The sequence below is a fragment of the Geodermatophilus sp. DF01-2 genome, from assembly GCF_004571065.1.
GTDB lineage: Bacteria > Actinomycetota > Actinomycetes > Mycobacteriales > Geodermatophilaceae > Geodermatophilus.
The window spans coordinates 12,482-36,817 of record NZ_SPQN01000006.1; the positions used below are offsets into that span (position 1 = coordinate 12,482).

The following is a 24,336-nucleotide window of genomic DNA, read 5'->3' on the forward strand; positions in this document are numbered from 1 at the left end:
CAGGTTACTCGCCGGTAGGCGGACCCACCGGGGACGGTCGGGGTCAGCGCGCCGGCACCAGGTCCTCGCGCTCGAGCGCCTCACGGTCGGACTCCAGGACGTCGGCGGCGGCCACGACGATGTTCGGATCCGGCCGCCCGACGACCGCCTCGTCCTTGCCGTCGTAGGGCATCGTGCAGAGGACGAAGCGCAGCGCCTCCAGCCGGGCGCGCTTCTTGTCGTTGCTCTTGATCACCGTCCACGGGGCGGAGTCGGTGTCGGTGGCGGCGAACACGGCCTCCTTGGCCGCGGTGTAGTCGTCCCACCGGTCCAGCGAGGCCAGGTCGGTGGGCGAGAGCTTCCACTGCCGCACCGGGTCGATCCGCCGGACGATGAAGCGGGTGCGCTGCTCGCGCCGGGAGACGGAGAACCAGAACTTCACCAGCCGGATGCCGCTGTCGACCAGCATCCGCTCGAACTCCGGCGCCTGGCGCATGAACCGCTGGTACTGCTCGTCGGTGCAGTAGCCCATCACCTGCTCCACGCCGGCGCGGTTGTACCAGGACCGGTCGAACAGCACGATCTCCCCGGCGGCCGGCAGGTGCTGCACGTAGCGCTGGAAGTACCACTGGGTCTGCTCGCGCTCCGACGGCTTGTCCAGCGCGACCACCTTGGTGCCCCGCGGGTTGAGGTGCTCGGTGAAGCGCTTGATGGTCCCGCCCTTGCCGGCGGCGTCGCGGCCCTCGAAGAGGATCACGACCTGCTGCCCGGTGTCCTTGACCCATCTCTGCAGCTGCAGCAGCTGGATCTGCAGCCGGCGCTTCTCCCGCTCGTAGTCCTTGCGCGGCAGCCGCTCCTCGTACGGATAGCCCTCCCGCCAGGTCTCGATCCGTCGCCCGTCGGGTCCGAAGAGCTCGCCGTCGTCGTCCCAGTCCTCGTCGGACGCGTCGTCGGGGAGGGCCTGCAACCGGTACTTCGAGACGTCGATCTCGCTCACGGTCCCCCCGGTACCCGCGGCCGCGCCCGCTGCACGCGCCGCTGCGATGCTGACCGGCGTGTCCGACCCCTTCGACACCGCCGAGCTGCGGCGGCGGGTGCTCGCCGCCTGGGCCGACTCCCCGGCCCGGTTCCGGGAGGACGCCAATGCCGAGGAGGACCTCGTCCGCGGCGGCTACCGCGATCGGCTGCTGGTCGAGCTGGCGCAGAACGCGGCCGACGCCGCCGCCCGCGCGGAGGTGCCGGGACGGCTGCGGCTCGAGCTCGCCGACGACGGCGCCGGGGGAGAGGTGCTGCGGGCGGCCAACACCGGCGCCCCGCTGGACGCCGCCGGGGTGCAGGGCCTGGCCTCGCTGCGCGCCTCGGCCAAGCGCGACCAGCCGGGGTCGGTCGGCCGCTTCGGGGTGGGGTTCGCCGCCGTCCTCGCGGCGAGCGACGAGCCGGAGCTGCGCTCCACCACCGGCGGGGTGGTCTTCAGCGCCGACCGGACCCGCGCCACCGTGGCCGGCGTCCCGGCGCTGACCGACGAGGTGGCCCGTCGCGGCGGCGCGGTGCCGGTGCTGCGGCTGCCGTGGCCTGCCCTCGGGGTGCGCCGGGTCGGCACGGCCGAGGTGGTGGAGGCCGTCCGCGGTGTGGCCCGCCCGCCGGCGTGGTGGGCGCGGCTCTACGCGGCCCTCGACGGTGCCGAGCGCGAGGAGCTGGCCGGGCTGCCGGTGCCGCTGGCCGACGGCCGCACCGCGCACGGCCCGGCCGGGGTGCTGCTGCCCGACGAGGGGCTGCCGGTCTCGCGGCTGGGCCCGCTCGGGCTCCGGCTGGCTGATCCGGCGGCCGTCGCGCCGGCGCCCGCCCGGCGGCTGCTCGAACGGCTGGGCGCCCGGCCGGCGACCGCCGCGGCCGTGCTCGCCGACCCGGAGGTGCGGGCCGCGGTGGAGACCTCGGTCGATGCGTTGGAGGACGGCTGGGACGCCGACCGCGATCCGGCCGCCTTCGCCGACGCCGTCCTGGCGCTCGTCGCGGCCGCCGGGCCCACCCCCGGGGAGCTGCCCTGGCTGGCCGAGCTGGCCCTGCCCGACGCCGACGGTGGCTGGGCGCCCGCCGGCGAGCTGGTGCTGCCCGGGTCGGCCTTCGCCGGCGTCCTGGTCGAGGGCGGCCTCGGCACGCTGGACGCCGCGGTGGCCGCCGACCCCGACGCCCTGCGGGCGGTCGGCGTGCTCGACGGCTTCGCGCTGGTCCGGGCCGAGGACCCCGACGACCTCGACGTCGACGGTGCGGAGGACTGGGCCGACGCCGTCCTCGACCGGCTGCCCCCGGACGCGCCGGCGCCGTCCTGGCCGCCGCTGACCGCCGTCCGGGACCTCGACCTGGTCGCCGACTGGCCCGGCGCCCTCCCGCTGCTGGCCGCGCTGCCGGCGGAGGCCTGGGCCGACGTCGCCCTCGGCGGCGTCGCGGTGCCCGGCCATCTGCGCTGGTGGCTGGGCACCCACCCCGTGCTCGGCGGCCGGCGTCCCGACCGGCTGCGGCACCCGGACGCAACGGAGTTACAGGGACTGTACGAACCGGCGGACGTCGATGCCGCTCTGCTCGACCTGCTGCGCCCGCCGGCCACGGTCGACGACGTGCTGGCCGACGTGGACGGCGCCCTGGACCTGCTCGACCGGCTCGGCGACCCCCGCCGCACGGTCGCCCCGGCCGTGCTGCGCACCGTCCACGCCCGGCTGGCCGCGGCACTGGACGGGGTGGACGCCGAGCCGCCGGACCGGGTGCGGGTGGCGCCGGACCGCGTGGTGCCCGCCGGAGAGGCCGTCGTCCTCGACGTGCCGTGGTTGCAGCCACTGGTCGATCGGCCGCTCGTGCCGGCCGGCGGGACCCCGGGGCCGGTGGCCGACCTGCTCGACCTGCCGCTGGCCGGCGAGGTGGTGCGGGCACGGGTCGAGAGCTGGCCGGCCCGGCGGATCCGCTGGGCCGACGTCCCGGGGGCGGGGCTGGCCGCGGCCCGGCTCGGCGTCGCGGAGCTGACCGGGGAGATCGCCGTCCACGAGCCGCTGCGGGCCGGTGGCCGGGCGGTGCCGTGGTGGCCGGGGGACGAGCTGGACCACGTCGACGGCACCCCGGCAGCGCTCGGGCGGGCGCTGGCCTGGCGGGCGGGGGCGTGGCCGCTGCGCCAGGCGCTGGCCGAGGCGTTCGCCGCCCCCGACCGGACCGCCGCGCTGGCCGCCGAGGACGCCGTCGGCCCGTAGGTCGGCCCGTAGGCCGGCCATGCCTCCGTCCGGTAGCCGGTCCCCGGAGCGCTCACTGCCGGCGATGAACCGCCATCGCGCTCCCCGCATGGCCGTCGGCCGACGACGGTCGCCGGCGTCGGCCGGATCCCTAGCCGGCGGAGCGACCGGCCTTGCGTTGCTGGTGGGCCTCCCAGCGGGCGCGGTCGCGGGCGCGCGCCTCCTTGGTCCGCTCCCGGTGCGCGGCGCGCCGGCGGGCCCGGGCGAGCTCGCGCTCCTCGAAGGACGAGTGCTGCTCCCAGTTGCTGGACAGCAGCGCGACCACCCAGAGGCAGAGGCCGCAGATGGCGACGAAGGCGGCGAGGACGGGGTCGAACAGCAGGAAGGCCGCGACCGACCCGGCCAGCCAGAGCCCGCCCCACACCGCCAGCCGCTTGGACACGCCCTCCAGTATCCCCGCCCCCGTGCGGGGCGCCGAGCGGGTGCACCCGCTCCCTCCCAACAGGCCCTTGCTTCCGGGGACCGAGGTCCCTACGGTCGCGGACAGCGGTTCAACAGCCAGCCGCGGCACCAGATGCCGGACTCCGTGGTGTGCCACCGCTGCTCCCGTGGCCGTCCGTACGGGTTCGCTTCCAGCAGAGAGGCGCACCGTGACCGCTCTCCCCGAGACGCCTGCGGATCTCGTGTCGATCGACGTGACCGGGTCGGCCACCAGCGTTCTGGTCACCGTCGCCGGTGAGGTCGACTCCTCCACCGCCCCCTCGCTGCGGGCCGTCGTCGACTCGGCGCTCGCCGGCGGCGCCTCCTGCCTGACCGTCGACCTCGACGGCGTGACCTTCCTCGACTCGGCCGGGCTGTGCGTGCTGGCCGGTGCCCACCGCCGGGCGGCGGAGGACGGCGTCCGGCTGCGGGTCCGCGCCTCCACCCGGGCGGTCGTCCGGCCGCTGCAGATCACCGGGCTCTACGACCTGCTGGCCGTCGAGCGGGTCCGGTCCGGGGCCGGCGCCGCCTGACCCACCGGGGCGGCCATCTCGCCCCGCGAGCACCCGCCCGACGGCGGCCGCTACGTGCTGCCCCACACTCGGCCGGTCCGTTCCATGTGGTGAACGAACATCGCGGGGGCGATTCGGACAGCACCGGCCCCGCGACGATCGTCGATAGATCACCTGCAGGTCACGATCGATGTCGCCTCTGGCAAACCCGGCACGTCGTCCCTTTACAGTGTCCGGCCATGTGCCAGAGATCACACCGTGACGCCGTGCGGCGAGGCGGTCCACAGACGCCGCCCGACCCGCCGGGAACAGACCTGGAGCGGGCCGCATGCTGAGCATCGACGCGCTGCGGGTCGCCTACGGCGGCGCCGTCGAGGCCGTCCGCGGCGTCTCCATGGACGTGCCGGACGGCAAGGTCGTCGCCGTCCTCGGCAGCAACGGCGCGGGCAAGTCCACGCTGCTGCGCACGATCTCCGGGACGCTGTCGCTGCACCGGGGCAGGGTCGACGCCGGGAGCGTGCGGCTCGACGGCGCCGACCTGGTCGGTCGCGACCCCGGCAAGATCGTGCGGCTCGGCGTGGTGCAGGTGCCCGAGGGCCGCCGCATCTTCGGCCGGCTCACCGTGGAGGAGAACCTCCGGGCCGGGGGCATGGCCAGCAAGGACAAGAGCGCCAAGGCAGCGGCGCAGGAGCGGGTCTACGACCTGTTCCCCGTGCTCAAGGAGCGCACCTCGCAGCGGGGTGGGCTGCTCTCCGGCGGCGAGCAGCAGATGCTGGCCATCGGCCGGGCGCTCATGGCGAGCCCCAAGCTGCTGCTGCTCGACGAGCCGTCCCTGGGCCTGGCCCCCCGGATCATCGGACAGATCGGTGAGGTGATCGCCGAGATCAACCGGCAGGGCACCTCGGTGCTGCTGGTCGAGCAGAACGCCACGATGGCCCTGGGCGTCGCCGACCTCGCCTACGTGCTCGACGTCGGTGAGGTGTCGCTGTCCGGGGACGCCCGCGAGCTCGCCCGGACCGACGAGGTGCAGCGGCTCTACCTCGGCCACGAGAGCGAGGCGCCGCAGGAGCGCACGACCGCGGCACCTCGCAAGACCCTCTCGCGGTGGACGGCATGAGCGCGCACGCTGCCGAGGTGCCGCAGCTGCGCAGCGACGTCCCGCCCTTGGAGGTCCGCGACGTCACTGTCCGCTTCGGTGCCATCACGGCGCTGGACAGCGTCTCGTTCACCGTCGCGCCCGGCTCCGTCCACGCCATCATCGGCCCCAACGGCGCCGGCAAGTCGACGATGTTCAACGTCCTCTCCGGCGTCTACCAGGCCGCCGAGGGCGAGGTCCGGTTCGGCGACGTCCGACTCGACCAGATGCGGCCGTACAAGATCGCCGGGGTCGGGGTGGCCCGGGCCTTCCAGAACATCGCGCTGTCCGCGACGCAGAGCGTGGCCGAGAACCTCATGCTCGGCCGCCACCACCTGACCAAGGCCGGCTTCCTCGCCGCCGGGCTGCGGCTGCCCCGCGCCACCCGGGAGGGCCGGCGGCACGGGGAGCGGGTCGCCGAGATCGCGGAGTTCCTCGAGCTCGGCGACAAGCTGCACACGCCGGTCGGCGTGCTGTCCTACGGCGACCAGAAGCGGGTGGAGGTGGCCCGGGCCCTGTGCACCGAGCCGCGGCTGCTGCTGCTCGACGAGCCCGTGGCCGGGATGAACGCCGAGGAGACCACCCGCATGGCGGAGGCGATCCGCGAGATCCGCTCGGCCCTCGGCATCTCGATCGTCCTCGTCGAGCACGACATGGGGATGGTCATGTCCCTCGCCGACCGGGTCACCGTCCTCGACTTCGGCCGCCGGATCGCCGACGGCACACCCGCCGAGGTGCAGGCCGACCCCGAGGTCATCCGCGCCTACCTCGGCTCCGGCGAGGACGACACCCCGTCCGAGGCCTATGCCGCCCACCAGGGGTCCCCGCGGGAGCCCACGCCGCGCTCCCGCTCCGGAGCCACCGCCACCCATCCCTCCGACACGCCCGGGACGCCCTCGTGACCCAGTTCCTCTCCCTGCTCGTCAACGGCATCTCGCTCGGCACCATCTACGCACTGATCGCCCTGGGCTTCGTGGTCATCTTCAAGGCCAGCGAGGTCGTCAACTTCGCCCACGGCTCGCTGCTGCTGCTGGGCGCGTACGTCATCGCCGTGACCTCGGACGCCCTGGGCTTCCTGGGTGCGGTACTGGTCGGGGTCGCGGTGACCGCGGTGGCTGCGGTGCTCGTCGAGCGCCTGGTCATCAACCGGCTCCGCGGCGCCCCGGTGATCAGCCTGGCGATCGTCACCATCGGCGTCGACATCATCATCCTGACCGAGCTCGTCCGGCGGCTCGGCTCCGACATCCTCAACGTGCCGCATCCGTGGGCGGGGGAGTCGATCCGGTTCGCCGGCGTCGGCATCAGCCTCAACCGTGGCGTCGCCATGGTGGTCGCCGCCGTCCTCATCGGTCTGTTCTTCCTGGCCTTCAAGTACTCGAACTGGGGCGTGGCGATGCGCGCCTCGGCCGAGGACGGCGAGACCGCGGCGCTGATGGGGATCAAGCAGGGGCAGGTCTCCGCGCTGGCCTGGGTGGTCGCCGGCGTGCTCGCCGCGGTCGCGGCGCTGTTCCTCGTCGGCTCGCCCACACCCGGGGTCAGCCCGACCGTGTACGCCGTGGCGCTGGCCGCGTTCCCGGCGGCGATCCTCGGCGGGCTGGACTCCACGGGTGGGGCGCTGGTCGGCGGGCTGCTCATCGGGATCGCCGAGACGCTGGCCACCGGCTACCAGGACGAGATGCTCTTCCTCGGCCGCGGGTTCGGCACCGTCGTCCCCTACATCGTCATGCTCGTCATCCTGCTGGTGCGCCCCTCGGGGCTCTTCGGCACGAGGGAGCTGACCCGTGTCTGAACTCACCGCCCCCGCGCGGCCGGGAGCCAGCCCGGCCCGGACCGACCGTCCCGCCGGCCCCCGGCGGAGCCCTCGCTCGCTGGTCAAGCCGCTCCTCGTGGCCGCCCTGCTGGTGTTCCTGCTCGTCTTCCCGCTCTACTTCGACGAGTTCTGGCTGCGCACCGGGTTCGCGGTGTTCGGTGCGATCGTCGGCGCCATCGGGCTGAACCTGCTGGTCGGCACCACCGGTCAGCTCTCTCTGGCGCACGCTTTCTTCCTGGCCGTGGGGGCCATCAGCTACGTCTACGTGTCCGGAGAGTCCGGCGGCCTGGGGGACTTCCAGGTGTCCGGACTGGGCCTGCCGCCCATCGTCGGCATGGTGGTGGGTGTGCTGCTCGCCGGCCTCGCCGGCCTGCTGTTCAGCCCGATCGCCGCGCGGCTGGGTGGCATCTACCTCGGCGTCGCCTCGCTCGGCCTGGTCTTCATCGGCCAGCACGTGCTCAACAGCTGGACGTCGGTGACCGGCGGCTTCAACGGCCGGGCGGCACCGCCGTTCGAGCTGTTCGGCTTCAGCTTCGGCAGCACCGACCCCCAGCTCTTCGTCCTCGGCGTCCCCTTCCGCGAGGCCGAGCGGCTCTGGTACCTGGGGCTGGTCCTCGCCCTCGGTGCCTACGTCGTGGCCCGCAACATCCTGCGCAGCCGCCCGGGGCGGGCGCTGCAGACGCTGCGGGACAGCGAGGTGGCGGCCTCGGTCATGGGGGTCAACGTCCAGGCCTACAAGGCGCGTGCGTTCCTGATCAGCTCGATGTACGCGGGGCTGTCGGGGGTGATGTACGCCCTGTCGATCGGCAGCGTGGCGCCGGAGTCCTTCGGCCTGCTCGTCTCCATCCAGTACCTGGCGATGATCGTGATCGGCGGGCTGGGCTCGGTCGGCGGCGCGGCGCTCGGCGCACTGTTCGTCACCGCGCTGCCGCTGGTGTTCCAGCTCTACGCCGACGCGCTCCCGCTGGTGACCGGCGTCGGCGGCGGTGGCCTGGCCGCCGGCGAGGCGGCCCGCTACCTCTACGGACTGGCCATCATCCTCGTCATCCTCTTCGAGCCCGCCGGTCTGGCCGGGCTCGCCCACCGCTTCCGCCGGGGACGGGCACGGCCCGGCGGCAAGGTCACCCGTCCACCCATCGACCAGTCCAGCACCTCTGGACAGAGCACCAACCTGTCGGACCGACCAGCACAAGGGAGCAACCCGTCATGACCCGTCGTAGAGCACTCCGCGCGGCCACAGCCGTGGCCGCGATCACAGTGGTGGCCACCGGCTGCAGCACCCGGGCCGAGGACGCCGGGGGCGGTGGCGGCGGCGGAGCGGCGGCCGGCGACGTGGCCACCGACGTCGGGGTCGAGGGGGAGACCATCAACCTCGGCGTCCTCACCGACCTGACCGGCGTCTTCGCCGCGCTCGGCAACGACATCACCAACGGCAACCGGCTGTTCTGGCAGGACAACCAGGTCTGCGACACCTACGACGTCAACCTGAACGTCCAGGACACCGGCTACGTGCCGCAGAACGGCGTGCAGCTCTACAGCGCGATGCAGGACAGCGTCCTGGCCATGCAGCAGACCATCGGGTCGCCGATCAACACCGCGCTGGCTCCCGAGTACGAGGCCGACAACATCGTCAACTTCCCGTCCGCCTGGTCGGAGACGCTGACGCTCATCCCGGGCACCGGCGTGCTGGGCGCCACCTACGACGTGGAGATCGCCAACGGCTACGACTACCTCTTCGACCAGGGGTTGCTGGCCGAGGGCGACACCGTCGGGCACATCTACTTCGAGGGCGAGTACGGCGCGAACGGGTTGGAAGGCAGCCAGGCGGTCGCCGAGGCGCGCGGCCTGGAGCTCATCGAGGCGCAGATCACGCCGCAGGAGCAGGACATGAGCGCGATCGTCAGCCAGTTCGCCGCGGCCGGGGTCAACGCGATCGTGCTCACCGTGGCCCCGGGCCAGACCGCCTCGGTGGCCGTGGCCGCACAGGCCCAGGGCCTGGACGTGCCCATCCTCGGGAGCAACCCGGTCTTCGCGCCGGGCCTGCTGGAGGGCCCGGCGGCCGAGAAGCTCAAGGAGGACCTGTACGTCGCGGGGCCGATCGCGCCGTGGGACCAGTTCCCCGAGCTGCTCGAGCAGTACCAGGCCGAGTTCCCCGGCGCCACGCCCAGCCTCGGGGCGGTCTTCGGCTACGGGATGGGCGAGGTCATGAAGCAGGTGCTCGACACCGCCTGCGAGAACGGCGACCTCACCCGTGAGGGCGTGCTCGCGGCGTTCAACGAGCTCGAGAACGTCGACACCGGCGGGCTGATCGTGCCCATCGGTGGCTTCGAGGAGGGCCAGTCGCCCAGCCTCCAGAGCTACATCGCCCGACCCGCGGACGTGCCCGGTGGTCTGACCATCGCGGCCGAGCCCTTCGAGGGAGAGCTCGCCTCCGACCTCGCCTCCGAGGCCGACTGAGAGAGGACCTCCCTGCCCCCACCCCTCGCAAGCTCGGGGTGGGCCCCTGAAGGAGCCGGATCGGCGGCGCCCCTCCCCTGCGGGAGGGGCGCCGTTGTCGTGTCCTCCCGAGTGAGCCCCGGGGGGCCCGCGGTGCGGTCCGGTGGGACCGCAGTGTCACAACCGGCCGCGGCGGGCGACCGGAACCAACCGGACGGCGAGGAGCCCGACGAGCACCGCGGCGACCCCCAGGGGCACCGAGGGCGGCGCCGACCGGGCCGCCGTGGCCATGAGGAACGGGGCGGCGAAACCCAGGTAGGCGCAGGCCAGGAACGCCGACGTCAGCTCACCCCGCCGGGTGGGCGCGGCCAGCCGGCCGGTGACGGTCAACCCGGCCGCCAGGCACAGGCCGCCGCCGGAGCCGAGCAGCGGCGCCGCGACGAGCAGCCACGGCCACGCGTCGGTGGCGACGAAGACCGCCGCCGCGGCGAAGCCGGCCGAGCCCAGGCCCGCGCCGGTGACCGCCGTCCACGGCCCCAGCCGGCGCTGCAACCCGGCCACCAGCGTTCCCGCGCCGAGCGTGATCCCGGCGAGCACGCCGGTGACCGCGACCCCGCCGGCCGGCAGCTCACCCAGGAGCGGCACGGCCGAGATCACCGAGGACGGGAAGGCGTAGACGCAGACCGCGACCGGGGCGAGCACGGTCGCGGCCAGGACCAGGTTCCCCGGCGGCAGCAGTGGGGCCGCCGGGCTGTCGGTGGCGCGCCGCCCGCCGGGGTGCAGGACGACCGTCTCCGGCAGGCGCACCGCCAGGACCAGCCCGGCCGCCACCAGCACCGTGTGGAGGAGGTAGGGCAGGACCGTCGGCGCCGGCGCGAACTGCCCGAGCAGTCCACTGGTCAGCGGCCCGAGGGAGAAGCCCGCCGTCATGGCGAACGCCGCCCGCCGTCCGCCCGCACCTTCTCCGGAGGCCGCGGACAGCTCGCCGACCCAGGCGCTCGCGACGCTGAACACGATCCCGCTGACCACTCCCTGCAGGAACCGGGCCGCGAACAGCAGCGCCAGCGAGCCCCCCGCCGCCGCGAAGGCCAGCGACGCCAGCCCGGCGAGGGCCACCCCGGGGATCGCGACGCGGCGGCGGCCCAGCCGGTCCGACAGCGGACCGGCGAGGAAGAGCGCGGGCACGAGGCCGGCGGCGTAGCAGCCGAACAGCGCGGTCAGCACCTCCGGCGACAGGTCGAGCCGCTCCTGGTAGACGAGCAGGAGGGGGATCGGGACGTTCGTGCCGGCCGCGACCGCGAACAACGTGAACACCGCTCGCTTCCAGGCCACCGGGGCACCCTACGGACGGTCCGGCACTCCCCGCCCGGAACGTGCGGAGGGGGCGCTGCGGCGGGGCTGCGCGGTCAGGGGCAGACTCTCGGGTGTCGACGTGGACTGACGAGGAGGACCCCGTGCGCAATGCGGTCATCTGCGAGCCCTTGCGGACCCCGGTGGGCGGCTTCGGCGGCTCGCTCCGCGACGTCCCGGTGCAGGAGCTCGCCGCGACGGTCGTCCGCGCCGTCATGGAGCGCACCGGGCTGCCGCCCGAGTCGGTGGACGACGTGCTGCTCGGCCACTGCTACCCGACGATGGACGCCCCGGCGCTCGGCCGCGTCGCCGCCCTCGACGCCGGCCTGCCGGTGACCGCCTCCGGCCTGCAGGTCGACCGGCGCTGCGGCTCGGGGCTGCAGGCGGTGGTCTACGCGGCGATGCAGGTGCAGTCCGGCGCCTCGGACGTCGTCCTGGCCGGCGGCGCGGAGTCGATGAGCAACGCGCCCTTCTACTCGACCGCGATGCGGTGGGGCGTCAAGGCCGGTCCGGGCGTGCTGCTCCAGGACGGCCTGGCCCGCGGCCGGGTGACCGCCGGCGGCCAGAACCACCCGGTGTCCGGCGGCATGCTGGAGACCGCGGAGAACCTGCGGCGGGAGTACAGGGTGTCCCGCGAGGAGCAGGACGAGTACGCCGTCCGCAGCCACCAGCGCGCCGCCGCCGCCACCGAGGAGGGCCGGTTCGCCGACGAGGTCGTGCCGGTGACCGTGAAGGGCCGGAAGGGCGACACCGTCGTCGACCGCGACGAGCACATCCGCCCCGACTCGACCGTGGAGACCCTGGCGAAGCTGCGGCCGATCCTCGGCAGGGACGACCCGGAGGCCACCGTCACCGCCGGCAACGCCAGCGGGCAGAACGACGGCGCCGCGGTCTGCGTGGTGACCTCGCCGGAGAAGGCCGACGAGCTGGGCCTGCGGCCGCTGGCGCGGCTGGTGTCCTGGGGGGTCGGCGGCGTCCCGCCCAAGACGATGGGCATCGGCCCGGTGCCGGCCACGGCCAAGGCGCTCGACCTGGCCGGGGTGGCGCTGAAGGACGTCGACCTCATCGAGCTCAACGAGGCGTTCGCCAGCCAGGTGCTCGCGGTGACCCGCGAGTGGGGCTTCACGCCCGGCGACTTCGACCGGATGAACGTCAACGGCTCCGGCATCTCCCTCGGCCACCCCGTGGGCGCCACGGGCGGTCGCATCCTGGCCACGCTCACCCGCGAGATGGTGCGCCGGGACGCGCGGTACGGCCTGGAGACGATGTGCATCGGCGGCGGTCAGGGTCTGGCCGCCCTGTTCGAGCGGGTCTGAAACTCAGACCCCCTGCCCCCACCGTAGAAGGACCCCGTCCTCCTCACCCCTCGCACGCTCGGGGTGAGCCTCGGGACGGGGCACCGCAGGGGACCAACCCTTCCACTTCGAGTACAGGAGCTCCCACATGTCCGGCCCCACCGACCAGCAGCGTGTCGCGATCGTCACCGGCGCGGCCCGCGGTATCGGCGCCGCCACCGCCCGGCGGCTGGCCGAGGACGGCTTCGCCGTGGCGGTCGTCGACCTCGACGAGGACGACGCCCGCGGCACCGTGCAGGCCATCGAGGGCGCCGGCGGCCGGGGCCTGGCCGTCGGCGCCGACGTCGGTGACGCCGATCAGGTGCAGGCCGCCGTCGACCGCGTCGTCGCCGAGCTGGGCCCGCCGGTGGTGCTCGTCAACAACGCCGGCGTCACCCGTGACAACCTGCTGTTCAAGATGACCGACGCCGACTGGGACATGGTCATGCACGTGCACCTGCGCGGCTCGTTCCTCATGGCCCGCGCGGTGCAGGAGCACATGGTCGAGGCCGGCTGGGGCCGGGTGGTCAACCTGTCGAGCACCTCGGCGCTGGGCAACCGCGGCCAGGCGAACTACGCCACCGCCAAGGCCGGGCTGCAGGGCTTCACCAAGACCCTCGCCGTCGAGCTGGGCAAGTTCGGCGTGACCGCCAACGCGATCGCCCCGGGCTTCATCGCCACCGACATGACGAAGGCGACCGCCGCCCGGATCGGCGAGGAGTGGGAGTCCTACGTGGCCAAGCGGGCCGCGGCGATCCCGGTGCAGCGGGCCGGCCGGCCGGAGGACATCGCCCACACGGTGTCCTTCCTCGTCAGCGAGGGCGCCGGCTTCGTCTCCGGACAGGTCGTCTACGTCGCCGGCGGCCCCCGCAACTGAGGAAGGACCCCCTCCCCGCGCCCTTCGTGAAAGGACCCCGTCCTGGGCCCCTTCGCAGGCTCGGGGACGCCCTGGACGGGGCCCCGAGCGGCGAGGGTCGGGCCCTGGAGGGGGCCGCTCGCCGAACCCTTCGCCCGCTCAGGTCTGCAGCGGCTCCCAACGGCCGGCCAGTGCCCGCTCGACGGCCTCGGCCAGCCGCCGCACGTCCTGCTCGGTGCGCCCGGCGGGGAGCTCCTCGAGGGACTGGGCGGTCAGCGCCGCGCAGTGCTTCAGCACGGCCTGCCGCTGCCGCTCCGTGCGCGCCTGCCAGCCGGCCTCGGCGAGCACGGCGAACAGCCGCTCGACGATGGTGGTGTCCTGCCGGCCGTAGCTGCGGATCTGGGTGACCGAGAGGTCCAGCAGCGCGGCGTGGTCCCACGACGGCAGGAGCAGCCGGTGGACGCCGTCGTCGGCGGCCACCCGCCGGTGCCAGGTCTCCCGGCTGCTCAGCCGCCCCATGAGCGCCGAGATGTGCGAGAGGGCGTGGACGGCGGTCGTCGGGTCGTTGATGCCCGGGGAGAGCGCGCGGGCGGCGATGTCGACCAGTTTGCGCAGCCCGTAGCTGGGGTCGGCCGCCGGCGACCGCTCGAAGGAGAGCGCCACGTGCCGCTGCAGCGCGGCCTCCAGATCCCCGACGGGCGGTTCGACGGTCCCGCCGTCGCTCCACACCCAGGCCAGCGGCGTGCCCTCGACCACCGACTCGCCCGGACGGCGGTCCAGGCGCAGCACCGCCCCGCACCCGGACAGCGCCTCCAGCAGCGGACCCTCGTCGGTCCGCACCAGGAAGCCACTGGCGCGGGCACACAGCGGCCGGGCGTGCGCGGGCACGGCCGACAGCGGCCCGTCGGGCTGCTCGTCGGCCTGCAGCTGGGTCGCCAGCCGCTCGATGGTGTCGGTGGACTCGGCATGGACCTGACGCATCATCGTCTCGACGCGCAGCTGCCGGGTCTGGTGGGCGAGGAACGTCACCAGCGCCGCGACCGAGGCGAGGGCGAACAGGAACCCGACGGTCACCGACAGGCGGGGGACGAACGCCGACTCGCCCGACTCGTCCGCCGACCGCACGCTGCGCAGCACCACCAGCGCGTACACGAACGTGGCCAGCAGCACGCCGAGGCAGACCTGCACGACGCGGTCGCGGACGAAGGTCTGCAGCAGCCGGGGGCTGTACTGGCTGCTGGCCAGCTGCAGCGTCACGATCGTGAGCGAGAACAGCAGCGTGGTGACCGAGATGATCGACCCGGCGATCGTCGAGAGGATGCCGCGGGCGGCCGACGGCCCGCCCTCGAACACCAGGGCCAGCGGCTCCTCCCCGGTGTTGAGGATCTCGTCGAAGATCGGCAGCACGAGCCCCAGGGCGAACGCGAGCACGATGAGCGCGGTCGGCAGCGGCCAGAGCGCGCCCGTGAAGGAATCGCGGAGCCTCGACCAGGCACCGCCCCGCGGTGTCACGACGACGGGTCCCGGTCGGGGTAGCGGGCGCGGGCCAGCGCGTACACGCCGAACGCGGCGAACCCGGCGGCTACCGCGCCCAGCAGCCAGGGCCCCGCGCTGACCGAGGCGATCGCGGTCAGCGCGCCGTCCAGGCCGGTGGCGGTGGAGACGTCGGCGGTCGTGGCCGCCCGCCACAGCAGCACCCCGACCAGGCCGAACGCTATGCCCTTGGCCATGTACCCGACGCGCCCCAGGGCCTCGATCAGCGGCTCCCAGCGGTCGGGAGCCGCGGGCAGGTCGATGTCCTTCATGAAGCCTCCGGTCAATCCGCGGACCAAGGTGTAGACACCTACGGCGACCACGCCGACCGCCACGGTGAGGACCAGCGCGGCCCCGCCGGGGATGCCCAGCGTCTCGCCGGTGAGCTCGCGCAACCGCTCGTCGGCCTCGTACTCCAGACCGAAGGCGAACAGCAGTCCGGTGAACCCGAGAACGGCGTAGACGGCGGCCTTGGCCAGGCACCTCGCGCAGACGAACGCCGTCCGCCAGCGGTGCTGCGGGTCGAGGAGCCCGTGCCACCACAGCAGCACCTCGCCGGCCTGCCACAGCGCCAGGGAGAACAGGCCTACGCCGATCAGCCAGAGCAGCGCCGTCCCGCCGGGGGTGGCGGCGACCGTCTGCAGGGCGCCCGTCTGGTCGGCGTCGGTGTGGGTGCTGCCCAGGGCCAGCTGCACCGCCAGCCAGCCGATGAGCAGGTGCAGGACGCCGTAGGCGACCAGGCCCACGCGGGCGACCGCCTCGAGCACCGGGTGGTCGGTGACCTCGCGGGCGTGCTCGACCAACCGGTGGACGCGGTCGAGCAGCGGGCGGGCGGTCGGCACCGGACGATCGTGCGGGACGGAGCTCAGGTCCGCTCGGGGTAGCGGGCCCGGACCAGGCAGAAGGCGCCGAACGCGGCGATGCCGATGGCGACGACGGTGAGCAGCACCTGGCCGAAGGGCACGGCCAGGAGACTGCGCAGGGCGCCGTCCAGGCCGCTGGCCGCGGCCGGGTCGACGGTGACCGCCGCCCACACCAGCAGCACCCCCACCAGGCCGAACGCGACCCCCTTGGCTGGGTAGCCGGCCTGCCCGAGGCGGGTGACCAGGCGGGTGGCCTCCGGCGGGGCCTCGCGGAGGTCGATCTCCTCGAGGAACCGCTTGGCGACGCCCTTGTGCACCAGGTACACGCCGATGCCGACGATGGCCAGACCGATCAACCCCACCAGCCACCGCCCGGCGGGCCAGCCGAAGATGCCGGCGGCGGCCTGCTGCTGCTGGCCACCGGACTGCCCCCCGCCGGTGGCGTACCGGACCGCCAGCGCCGCGAGCACCGCGTAGACGACGGCCTTGGCCACCGACTTGACGACCGTGACGACCGCCTTCTTCCGCGCGTCCCCGGACGCGGACAGGCCGCTGCGCCAGCGCAGCACCTCGGCCGCCTGCCACACGGCCAGCGCGACCATCCCGGCCGCGACCACCCACAGGAGCACCGCTCCGAACGGCTGCTGGGCCAGGGTGGCGAGCGCGCCGCCCTGGTCGGCCTGCGGCGCACTGCCGCCGACGCCCCAGGCCAGCTGGACGGCCAGCCAGGTGATCAGCAGGTGCACCACGCCGTAGGCCACCAGGCCGACCCGGGCCAGGTGCTCCAGGGTGTCGCTGTCACCCGCCCGGCCCGCGGCTCCCGCGGCCTGACCGATCGTCCCGCGCCCGCCCATGGCTCGCTCCTCCCACGTCCGCACGGCACCGTGCGACTGGTCAGCGTGGCACAGCGCGGGTCCGGCCGACAGGCGACGGAGCGCCGGTCAGCCGCTGAGGCGGAGTCGCTCGAGCGCGGAAACCGTCACCGAGCGACTCCGCTCGGGCGTGGAGGCAACCACAGCAGCCCCGGGCCACCGAGCGCAGCGCCGTGTTGTGCGCGGCCGGATGCGCCATCCGTGACGACGTCCCCTCCACGTGCTCCGCCTCGGTCGTCACGCCGCTCCCCGCTCCGCCGGCCGCTGTGCCACGGCGGCGCGGGCGGCGTGACACGGCTCTCGCCGGACCGCCGTGGCCGGGCCGCGCCGGGCCGCGGTCGCCGTCCGCCGGTGGGGGACACTGACAGCCGTGGCGAGTGGTGCAGCGGCGGCGGCGGTGGAGCGGACGAGCCCGGAGCAGGCCCGCCGGGCCTGGCCCCGGTGGCTGGCCGGCGGCGTCGCGCTGCTGGTCGTCGCCGTGGTCGCGGTGTTCTGGGAGGCCGGCGGCGCCCGGCTGCTGCTCGGCGTGGCCGGTGTGCTGACCGCGGGGCGCGGCGCGGTGCTGGCCGCCTCCGGTCGCGGCCGGGTCGCGGGTGTCGCGGCGCTCGTCGTCGGTGCGGTCGCGGTCGCGGTCGCGCTGGGGCCCGCGGGCGCCGCGAGCCGGGTGCTGCTGGTGGCCGTGCCGGCCGGGCTGCTCGTCGGGGCGCTGGCGCTCCTCGGCCGCGGCGGGGCGGTGCGCCGCAGCGGCCAGGCCGCACTGGTCTGGTGGACGCTGGTCACCGGCCTGCTGGCCACGACCGGCCTGGTCGCCGGCTGGGACCGCGCCGCCGACGGCGCCACGGTCGTCGGAGCCCTCGGCCTCGGCCTGCTCGGTGTCGTCCTGCTCGTCGGATCCGCCAGCCTGCGCGCCATCGCCACCCGGCCCGCCCCGGCCCGCCCGGCGGCCTGTGCCGGCTGTGCGTGCGGCGCCGGCGGCTGCGGCGTGCCGCGCTGAGCCCCGGCCGCCGCGGATAGCGGCCGATCCCGTACCGGTTCGCCGCCGACCGGACGGGGCACCCCGTGTCCGTGAGCGGACACGTGTTCGTCGTCGGGGCCGACCTCCGGCGGCTGGTCTGCGACGACGTCCTGGTGCCCACCGACCGGTCCCTGCGCGTCACCCCCGGATGGCGCCGGCTGCTGCCGGACGACCTCGTGGCCAGCGAGGACTCCCACGGCCTCTGCCTGGACCTGGTCTGGCGCGACAGCGAGCGGGTGCTCGAGGTGTCCGGCGGGCGGGCGGACGGCCGGGCGCAGCAGCGGCTGTGGCTGGTCGACACCGTCGACGACGGGGAGGGCGACCCCGACGACGCGCTGCGCTGGATCGTCGACGGGGCGCGCGAGGCGCTCGCCGCCGTCGCGCGGCAGGAGGTTTCCGCGCCCGTGCACGGGCGGGCCCGCCGGCTGGTCGCGCTGCCGGCCCTCGGCACCGGCTGGGGCGGGGCCGCCGGGCTGCGCGGGACGCTGCTGCAGCAGCTGCTGCCCGTGCTGCGCGAGTGCGCGGCCGCGCACGGCCTCGACGTCGCGCTCGTGCTGCGCGGGCCGAGCGACCTGGCCGCGGCGCAGCGGGTGCGCCGGGCCGAGCCGGACAGCTGGGACCTGCCCGGGCACCTGCGGGAGCTCGCCGAGGATCTCGGCGAGCGGGCCCGCCGCGGGCAGCTGGCCGCGTTCGTCGGCGCCGGGGTGAGCGCCGCCGCCGGGCTGCCCACCTGGGAGCAGTTGCTCGACGAGCTGGCCGAGCGGGCCGGACTGGACGAGGCGCTGCGCACGGGGCTGTCCCGGCTGCCGGCCCAGGACGCCGCCGCCCTGCTGGCCCGCGAGCTCGGCCGCGAGGAGGTGGAGGGCTTCGTCGGGGAGCGGTTCGGGCCGGGGCAGTACGCGCTGGCGCACGCGCTGATCGCCGACCTGCCGGTGCAGGAGTTCGTCACCACCAACTACGACCCGCTGGTCGAGCTCGTCGCCGCCGACATCGGCCGCGACCTGTCGGTGCTCCCGTTCGACGACGCGGAGCCGGGCCGGCCGTGGCTGCTCAAGCTGCACGGGGACGCCGCCCATCCGGCGAGCGTCGTGCTGACCCGCGAGGAGTACCTGCAGCTCGGCGACTCCCGCGCGGCGCTGGCCGGGGTGCTGCACTCCCTGCTGCTCACCCGGCACGTCCTCTTCGTCGGCACCTCGCTGCAGGACGACGACCTGATCCGCATCGCCCACCAGGTGCGCAGCGCGATCCAGGCCCCGGGCGCGGCGTCGCGCCGGCGCAGCGGCACCGTCCTGGCGCTGCGGGAGGACCCGGCCCGCGCCCGGCTCTGGGAGCAGGACGTGCAGACGGTGGCGATGGCTCCGGCCGACACCCCGCCGGCCGAGGCGGCCCGCCTGCTGGAGGTGCTGCTCGACCTCATCGGGTGCCTGTCCACCCCGCCGACCGGCTACCTGCTCGACCCGGCCTACTCCGGGATGCTCGACGAGGAGGAGCGGGCGCTGGCCGGGGCGCTGCAGCAGGTGGAGCGCGCCGTGCCCGGAGGGGCGACGGCGTCGGCGACCGGCGAGGTGGCCGCGCTGCTGCGCCGGCTGGGCTCGCAGGGTCGCGCGACGCGCGAGCGGACGCCGGCGGACCAGGCCAGCACGCCGAACGACGACCGCCTGCAGCAGCAACGCCCCGGGTGAGAGAGGACTACCCTTCCCCCCACGCCCGGCCCCCTCCAGGGGCACCGCCGCGAGCGTGCGAGCGGTGGGAGGAGGGGGTCCTTCTGCTGGAAGGCGGCCGTTCCAGTACGTCACCAGGCCCGCGGCGGGACCCTGCAGAGGGGCCGCCGTCTCACGTGAGCCGGTGGTGTGCGGAGCTGGTGGCCTGGGCACCGGTCCCCTCGTGCGTCGACCCCGTCTCGAGAACAGTGCCCTCCTCCTCGCCAGGGGCTACGGCTGGCTCCCCGACGCCCGGCGGGCGCGCGGCCGGCGCACCGTCGCCGTCCGGCTCGGGGGCATGCCGGCGCTGGGGATCGAGGGTCCCGACGCCGCCCGCTTCCTCTACGACGAGGACCACGTGCGCCGCTCGCACGCCATCCCCGAGCCGGTGCGGGGGACCCTGTTCGGCAAGGGCGCGGTGCACACCCTCGACGGGCAGCAGCACCGGGTGCGCAAGGCGATGTTCGTGTCCCTGCTCATGGACGACGCCCGGATCACGGCGCTGGTCGAGCGGGCCACCGCCGCCTGGGACGCCGCGGTGCCGGGCTGGGCCGGCCGGGAGCGGATCGTCCTGTTCGACGAGGCGGCCGAGGTCATCACCCGCGCGATCTGCGACTGGGCCGGCGTCCCGGTGACCGACGACGAGGTGCCCTCGCTCGCCCGCGACCTGACCGCGATGGTCGACGGCTTCGCCACCGCCGGGCCGCGGCACTGGCGCGCCCGGCGGGCCCGCGGCCGCCGTGAGGCGTGGCTGGCGCGGCTGGTGGAGGACGTGCGCAGCGGTGCCACCACGGTGTCCGGGAGCTCGGTGGTCGACGCGGTCGCGCGGCACCGCGACGCCGACGGGGAGCGGCTCGACCCGCGCACCGCCGCGGTGGAGGTGATCAACGTCATCCGGCCGACCGCGGCGATCAGCTGGTTCCTCGCCTTCTCCGGGCACGCGCTCGTCCGGTGGCCGCGGTACTGCGAGCGGCTGGCCGCCGGCGTCCCCGGGTTCGCCGAGGCCTGGGCGCACGAGGTGTGCCGCTTCTACCCCTTCGCGCCGTTCATCGGTGGCCGGGCGCCGCGCGCGGTGGAGTGGGACGGCGAACGGGTGCCGGCCGGCGCGATGGTGCTCCTCGACCTCTACGGCCAGAACCACGACCCCGACCTGTGGGGCGACCCCTACAGCTTCCGGCCGGAGCGCTTCCTCGACCGCGAGATCGGCGCCTTCGAGCTGGTGCCGCAGGGCGCGGGCGACCCGCGCACCAACCACCGCTGTCCGGGCGAGCAGATCGTCGTCGCCGTCCTGGCGGCGCTCTCCATCCGGCTGGCCCGCCTGCAGGCCGACGTCCCGGAGCAGGACCTGTCGATCTCGCTGCGGCGCATCCCGGCCAAACCCGTCAGCGGCGTGGTGCTGCGGGTGCGCGGCACCGACTGAACCGGGCCGGTCGCGCTCCGTCGTGGGCGCGCCGGGGACGACGGCGGTCGTCGGTACCGCGTGGTGTCATCGCAGCCCGGGGATGGGGGGATGCATGGGCAGGTGGCTCGTGCCGCTGATGGGTGTCGTCGGTCTGCTGACGCTGGTCGTCGGCGTGGTCTGGGCCGAGTTCGACCGGGGTTCGATGGGCGGCGTCGGCGTCGTGGGTTACGGCGCTCTCCTGCTGGTCGTGGCCGCCGCGGCCGCCGTGGCCGTCGAGGCGCAGGGCCGCCGCCGCCCCACCTCGCCGCGCCGCTGAGGAAGGACCCTCCTGCAGGCAGAAGGACCCCGTCCTCCTCACCTCTCGCAGGCTCGGGGCGAGCCTCGGGACGGGGCCGGAGGAGGTAGGGGGTCCTTCCTCAGGACAGGCGGGCGAGCTCCGCGGGCAGCGCGCCGGGGGAGAGGACGCCGAGCCGCTGGGTGGCCCGGGTGAGCGCGACGTAGAGGTCGTTGTGCCCGCGCACCCCCTCGTCGAGGACCCGCCGCGGATCGACGACGAGCACCGCGTCGAACTCCAGCCCCTTGGCCTCGGCCGGGGCGAGGACCACCGGGCCCAGGGAGGAGTCGGCGTCGGGGCCGGACGAGACGCCGCCCAGCTGCGAGGAGACCGCGGCCGCGAGCTCGGCGACCCGGCTGGCCGGCGCGACCACGGCGGTGGTGCCCTCCTCCACCGCCCACTCCGCGGTGACCTCGGCGACCCGGTCGGCCAGCCGGGCCTCGCCGGTCACCTCCGCCCACGGCGCGGCGGTGCCCGGCCGGACCGAGCGGGGCGCGCCGGCCCCGGTGCCGCCCGCGGCGAGGACGTCGGCGGCGACGGCCATGATCTCGGCCGGCGTCCGGTAGTTGACGGTGAGCTCCTCGAGCCGCCACGCGTCGCCGACGTGCGGGCGCAGCGTCTCGTCCCAGGCGGCGGCACCGGCCAGGGTGCCGGTCTGCGCGAGGTCGCCGACCGCGGTCATCGACCGGGTGGGGCAGCGGCGCACCAGCAGCCGCCAGGCCATGGGGGAGAGCTCCTGGGCCTCGTCGACGACGACGTGGCCGAAGGTCCAGGTGCGGTCGGCGGCGGCCCGCTCGGCGGTGCTGCGGGTGTCGACCGCCCGCTGCCGGTCGGCCAGCTCCTCGGCGCTGATCAGGTCGCCCGCGCTCAGGACCTCGGCCTCCAGGTGCTCGTCCTCGAGGTCGATGGAGCGCGAGCCGTGCAGCACGTCGAGGGTCTCCTGGGCCTCGGCCAGCCGCCGGCGGCGGTCCCGCTCGGCGCGGGCCCGCTGCGCGCTGTCGTCGAAGCCGAGCAGCTCCTCGGCCTCCTCCAGCAGCGGGACGTCGGCCGGCGTCCACTGCTCCGAGGACATGGCCGACCCCCGCGGACGGTGCAGCAGCGCGCGGTCGGCGTCGTCCCACCCGGGGGTGGCGGCGGCGATCCGGGCGGGGTCGGCGAACAGGTCGGTGAGCAGCCGCTCGGGGGTCAGCACCGGCCACAGGTCGTCGACCAGCAGCCGGACGGCGGGCTCCTCGGCGACCTCGCGGCGCAGCGCGGCGACGTCCTCCCGGTCGAGGAGGTCGGCCGCGTCGATGCCGGTGCCGATGCGTTCGGCGTAGCGCCGGGTCAGCAGGTCGACGACGCGGCGGGCGAACACCGGTCGGGCCAGGTTGTGCAGCCGCTCGGCCCTGCGCGCGGCGGCCTGCGCGCGCCGCACGTCGACCGGCCGCAGCCGCAGGGCGAAGCCGTCGACGGTCACCTCGCGTGGCGCGTCGGGCACGACCTGCCGGCCGGCGACGGCGCGCTCGAGCACCTCGACCATCTCCAGCCGGCCCTTGACCCCGGCGGCCTCCGGCGACTCGACCCCGCGGGCGTCGAGGCCCGGCCGCAGCTGGCCCAGGCCGGCCAGCAGCACGCCGGTCTCGCCGAGCGAGGGCAGCACGTCGGCGATGTAGCGCAGGAACGTCGGGGTGGGGCCGACGACGAGCAGGCCGCGGCGGGCCAGCCGCTCGCGGTGGGTGTAGAGCAGGTAGGCCGCGCGGTGCAGCGCGACGGCCGTCTTGCCGGTGCCCGGCCCGCCCTGGACGACGAGGACGCCGCGGTCGTCGGCGCGGATGATGCGGTCCTGCTCGGCCTGGATGGTGCGGACGATGTCGGTCATCCGGCCGGTGCGGGCGGTGTCGAGGGCGGCCATGAGCGCGGCCTCGCCGGTGAGGCCGGACCCGGCGACCCCGTCGGTCAGCACCTCGTCGTCCAGCCGGACGACGGTGCGCCCACGGGTGCGGATGTGCCGGCGGCGCGCCACGCCCAGCGGGTGCACCGGGGTGGCGGTGTAGAAGGGACGCGCGGCCGGCGCGCGCCAGTCGACCAGGGCGGGGTCGCCACCGGCGTCGTCGGCGGCCAGCCCGATCCGGCCGATGTAGAGCGGGCCGTCGCCGGTGCGGTCGATGCGGCCGACGCAGAGGCCCGCCTCGGCGGCGTCCAGGGCGGTGACCCGCTCGGTCTGGAACCGAACCGTGGCGTCGCGCTCCTGCAGGGCTTGCGGGTCGACGGCGGGCCACGCGATGGCCTGCCGCAACCGCTGCTCGGCCAGGTCGCGGGCGGCGTCGAGCCGGCCGTAGAGCTCCTTGACGTACTGCTGCTCGGCGTCGATCTCGGGGTGGGGTACGGCATCGTGCTGCGTCGTCGACACTGCGCGGTCTCTTCCTCCGGCACTCGTCCTGGGGAAACGGACGAACGCCCATGGTGCCCGCGCATTCCCGGGGCCGGTCAGCCGTCCGGCCCGTCGCGGACTCAGCCGGTGGAGCCGGGTTCGTGAGCGCCGGGGTTGTGCACTTATCGTGGTCTCAGGGCCGAGACCACGAGGAGCGCACAATCACCCCCGCAGTGACCATTCACGGCAGCCATTGGCCAGGGGAGTATCGCGGGCATCGTCGCCGGGGTCAGGAAAGGGCGCCGTCCCGCTCGAGCAGCCGGGCGTAGCGGTCGAGAGCGAACGGCCACCCCTGCTCGGCCATCATCCGGCGGTAGTCACCGGCACCCTCGCCGTGCCGGCGGAACGCGCGGTGCTCGACCGCTACCCGGGTGCGTCCGTCCTCGACCCGCTCGAAGCGGACCTCGACCTCGCTGGCGCGGCCGGGGTCGGGCACCGGCTCGCGGCGCGGGCTGATCTGCCAGGTGAACAGCGCCCGGCGCGGACGGTCCACCTCGCGCAGGGTTCCCCAGTCGATCCGGAAGCCGTCCGGGCCGTACTCCGACGCCCGCCCACCGGGGCGCGCGTCGAGCGCCACGGACTCCAGCACGTCCTGGGACCAGCTGAACTCCCGTGGCCACCACTCGGCGAAGCGGTCGAAGAAGACGGCGAGGGCCTGCTCCGGCGAGCCCGGCACGGTGACCGTCGTCGTGGTCGCGTCCTCGGCCATGTGGCACAACCCTACGGACCCTCCTGGAGGGATGGTCGGCGCCCAGGCGCCCAGGCGCCCAGGCACCCAGGCGCCCAGGCGGTCAGCTCGGCTAGCAGTCGCAGCTCCCGCCGCGCCAGCTGGTGCAGCCGCGCTGCGAGGCGACCGCGCGCGACCCGGGGCCGGCAGGCGGCGTGAGGGGGACGGAGGGATCGCGTAGGCGGGACGGCGGCGCAGGGCCGTGGCGGCGGGCATGGAGCACCTCGCTGCAGGTCGGATCGGTCCGGGATGCCGGGGAGCGTAGGGACGGCGGCGTCCCGGGCGACAGGGCTCTCGGTCCCTGTCCGGCCGGGACGGCGGCTGCCCGCGGCCGGTGCGGCGACCCCGCGTGGCGAGGGGGGACAGAAGGGTG

Annotated in this window: 21 protein-coding genes; 13 read left to right on the forward strand and 8 right to left on the reverse strand. The window is 75.2% G+C overall.

Annotated features, from left to right (window positions below; translation table 11 throughout):
- Nucleotides 1-43 precede the first annotated feature (43 nt).
- Nucleotides 44-976, reverse strand: a complete 933-nt coding sequence (ppk2, locus tag E4P41_RS03375; protein ID WP_135139467.1) for a polyphosphate kinase 2 — start codon at nucleotides 974-976, stop codon at nucleotides 44-46.
- Nucleotides 977-1,034: 58 nt separating this feature from the next.
- Here ppk2 and E4P41_RS03380 point away from each other — a divergent pair, with 58 nt between their 5' ends.
- Entirely contained in the window at nucleotides 1,035-3,212 is a 2,178-nt protein-coding gene (locus E4P41_RS03380) for a hypothetical protein (RefSeq protein WP_245177077.1), read from the forward strand.
- A 130-nt stretch (nucleotides 3,213-3,342) separates the two neighbouring features.
- Here E4P41_RS03380 and E4P41_RS21900 read toward each other — a convergent pair whose 3' ends face one another.
- The gene (locus E4P41_RS21900) at nucleotides 3,343-3,633 is read right to left on the reverse strand and encodes a hypothetical protein (protein WP_167760903.1); all 291 of its coding nucleotides are present in this window, start codon (nucleotides 3,631-3,633) and stop codon (nucleotides 3,343-3,345) included.
- 208 nt (nucleotides 3,634-3,841) lie between these two features.
- Between E4P41_RS21900 and E4P41_RS22985 the strand changes: the two genes are divergently transcribed.
- The 6 genes from E4P41_RS22985 to E4P41_RS03410 all read left to right on the forward strand — a co-directional run bounded on the left by E4P41_RS22985 (nucleotide 3,842) and on the right by E4P41_RS03410 (nucleotide 9,585).
- The gene (locus E4P41_RS22985; protein WP_245177078.1) at nucleotides 3,842-4,204 is read left to right on the forward strand and encodes an STAS domain-containing protein; all 363 of its coding nucleotides are present in this window, start codon (nucleotides 3,842-3,844) and stop codon (nucleotides 4,202-4,204) included.
- 307 nt (nucleotides 4,205-4,511) lie between these two features.
- A complete protein-coding gene (locus E4P41_RS03390; RefSeq protein ID WP_135139470.1) occupies nucleotides 4,512-5,300 on the forward strand; it encodes an ABC transporter ATP-binding protein in 789 nt (262 codons plus the stop codon).
- Nucleotides 5,297-6,220, forward strand: coding sequence for an ABC transporter ATP-binding protein (locus E4P41_RS03395; RefSeq protein ID WP_135139471.1), 924 nt, complete (start codon nucleotides 5,297-5,299; stop codon nucleotides 6,218-6,220). The genes E4P41_RS03390 and E4P41_RS03395 overlap by 4 nt, the downstream gene beginning before the upstream one ends.
- Nucleotides 6,217-7,107: a branched-chain amino acid ABC transporter permease gene (locus tag E4P41_RS03400; RefSeq protein WP_135139472.1), complete on the forward strand. Its 891-nt coding sequence runs from the start codon at nucleotides 6,217-6,219 to the stop codon at nucleotides 7,105-7,107. Before E4P41_RS03395 ends, E4P41_RS03400 begins: the two co-directional genes overlap by 4 nt.
- Entirely contained in the window at nucleotides 7,100-8,338 is a 1,239-nt protein-coding gene (locus E4P41_RS03405) for a branched-chain amino acid ABC transporter permease (protein WP_135139473.1), read from the forward strand. The genes E4P41_RS03400 and E4P41_RS03405 overlap by 8 nt, the downstream gene beginning before the upstream one ends.
- Entirely contained in the window at nucleotides 8,335-9,585 is a 1,251-nt protein-coding gene (locus E4P41_RS03410; RefSeq protein ID WP_135139474.1) for an ABC transporter substrate-binding protein, read from the forward strand. The genes E4P41_RS03405 and E4P41_RS03410 overlap by 4 nt, the downstream gene beginning before the upstream one ends.
- A 156-nt stretch (nucleotides 9,586-9,741) precedes the next feature.
- Here E4P41_RS03410 and E4P41_RS03415 read toward each other — a convergent pair whose 3' ends face one another.
- The gene (locus E4P41_RS03415) at nucleotides 9,742-10,896 is read right to left on the reverse strand and encodes an MFS transporter (RefSeq protein WP_167760904.1); all 1,155 of its coding nucleotides are present in this window, start codon (nucleotides 10,894-10,896) and stop codon (nucleotides 9,742-9,744) included.
- A 122-nt stretch (nucleotides 10,897-11,018) separates the two neighbouring features.
- Here E4P41_RS03415 and E4P41_RS03420 point away from each other — a divergent pair, with 122 nt between their 5' ends.
- Together E4P41_RS03420 and fabG are read left to right on the forward strand one after the other, a co-directional pair.
- A complete protein-coding gene (locus E4P41_RS03420) occupies nucleotides 11,019-12,230 on the forward strand; it encodes an acetyl-CoA C-acetyltransferase (RefSeq protein WP_135139475.1) in 1,212 nt (403 codons plus the stop codon).
- A gap of 127 nt (nucleotides 12,231-12,357) precedes the next feature.
- A complete protein-coding gene (fabG, locus tag E4P41_RS03425; protein WP_135139476.1) occupies nucleotides 12,358-13,125 on the forward strand; it encodes a 3-oxoacyl-ACP reductase FabG in 768 nt (255 codons plus the stop codon).
- Nucleotides 13,126-13,263: 138 nt separating this feature from the next.
- On the opposite strand, the gene E4P41_RS03430 is transcribed toward fabG, so the two are convergent.
- From E4P41_RS03430 to E4P41_RS03440, 3 genes are read right to left on the reverse strand one after another with little or no spacing between them, the layout of a single operon-like run.
- Nucleotides 13,264-14,616 (reverse strand): DUF2254 domain-containing protein, encoded by a 1,353-nt coding sequence (locus E4P41_RS03430; protein WP_167760905.1) that lies wholly within the window; start codon nucleotides 14,614-14,616, stop codon nucleotides 13,264-13,266.
- Entirely contained in the window at nucleotides 14,613-15,479 is an 867-nt protein-coding gene (locus E4P41_RS03435; RefSeq protein WP_135139478.1) for a DUF1206 domain-containing protein, read from the reverse strand. Before E4P41_RS03435 ends, E4P41_RS03430 begins: the two co-directional genes overlap by 4 nt.
- A 23-nt stretch (nucleotides 15,480-15,502) precedes the next feature.
- Nucleotides 15,503-16,354 (reverse strand): DUF1206 domain-containing protein, encoded by an 852-nt coding sequence (locus E4P41_RS03440; protein ID WP_135139479.1) that lies wholly within the window; start codon nucleotides 16,352-16,354, stop codon nucleotides 15,503-15,505.
- 388 nt (nucleotides 16,355-16,742) lie between these two features.
- Between E4P41_RS03440 and E4P41_RS03445 the strand changes: the two genes are divergently transcribed.
- The 4 genes from E4P41_RS03445 (at nucleotide 16,743) to E4P41_RS03460 (ending at nucleotide 20,805) form a co-directional block, all read left to right on the forward strand.
- Nucleotides 16,743-17,366: a hypothetical protein gene (locus E4P41_RS03445; RefSeq protein WP_135139480.1), complete on the forward strand. Its 624-nt coding sequence runs from the start codon at nucleotides 16,743-16,745 to the stop codon at nucleotides 17,364-17,366.
- 71 nt (nucleotides 17,367-17,437) lie between these two features.
- A complete protein-coding gene (locus tag E4P41_RS03450) occupies nucleotides 17,438-19,069 on the forward strand; it encodes an SIR2 family protein (RefSeq protein WP_135139481.1) in 1,632 nt (543 codons plus the stop codon).
- A gap of 202 nt (nucleotides 19,070-19,271) precedes the next feature.
- Nucleotides 19,272-20,507, forward strand: coding sequence for a cytochrome P450 (locus tag E4P41_RS03455; protein WP_245177079.1), 1,236 nt, complete (start codon nucleotides 19,272-19,274; stop codon nucleotides 20,505-20,507).
- Between the two features lie 94 nt (nucleotides 20,508-20,601).
- Nucleotides 20,602-20,805: a hypothetical protein gene (locus tag E4P41_RS03460; protein ID WP_135139483.1), complete on the forward strand. Its 204-nt coding sequence runs from the start codon at nucleotides 20,602-20,604 to the stop codon at nucleotides 20,803-20,805.
- A gap of 100 nt (nucleotides 20,806-20,905) precedes the next feature.
- Here E4P41_RS03460 and E4P41_RS03465 read toward each other — a convergent pair whose 3' ends face one another.
- Both E4P41_RS03465 and E4P41_RS03470 read right to left on the reverse strand, forming a co-directional pair.
- Nucleotides 20,906-23,215 (reverse strand): ATP-binding domain-containing protein, encoded by a 2,310-nt coding sequence (locus tag E4P41_RS03465; protein ID WP_135139484.1) that lies wholly within the window; start codon nucleotides 23,213-23,215, stop codon nucleotides 20,906-20,908.
- Nucleotides 23,216-23,465: 250 nt separating this feature from the next.
- Nucleotides 23,466-23,945, reverse strand: coding sequence for an SRPBCC family protein (locus E4P41_RS03470; protein ID WP_135139485.1), 480 nt, complete (start codon nucleotides 23,943-23,945; stop codon nucleotides 23,466-23,468).
- Nucleotides 23,946-24,336 lie beyond the last annotated feature (391 nt).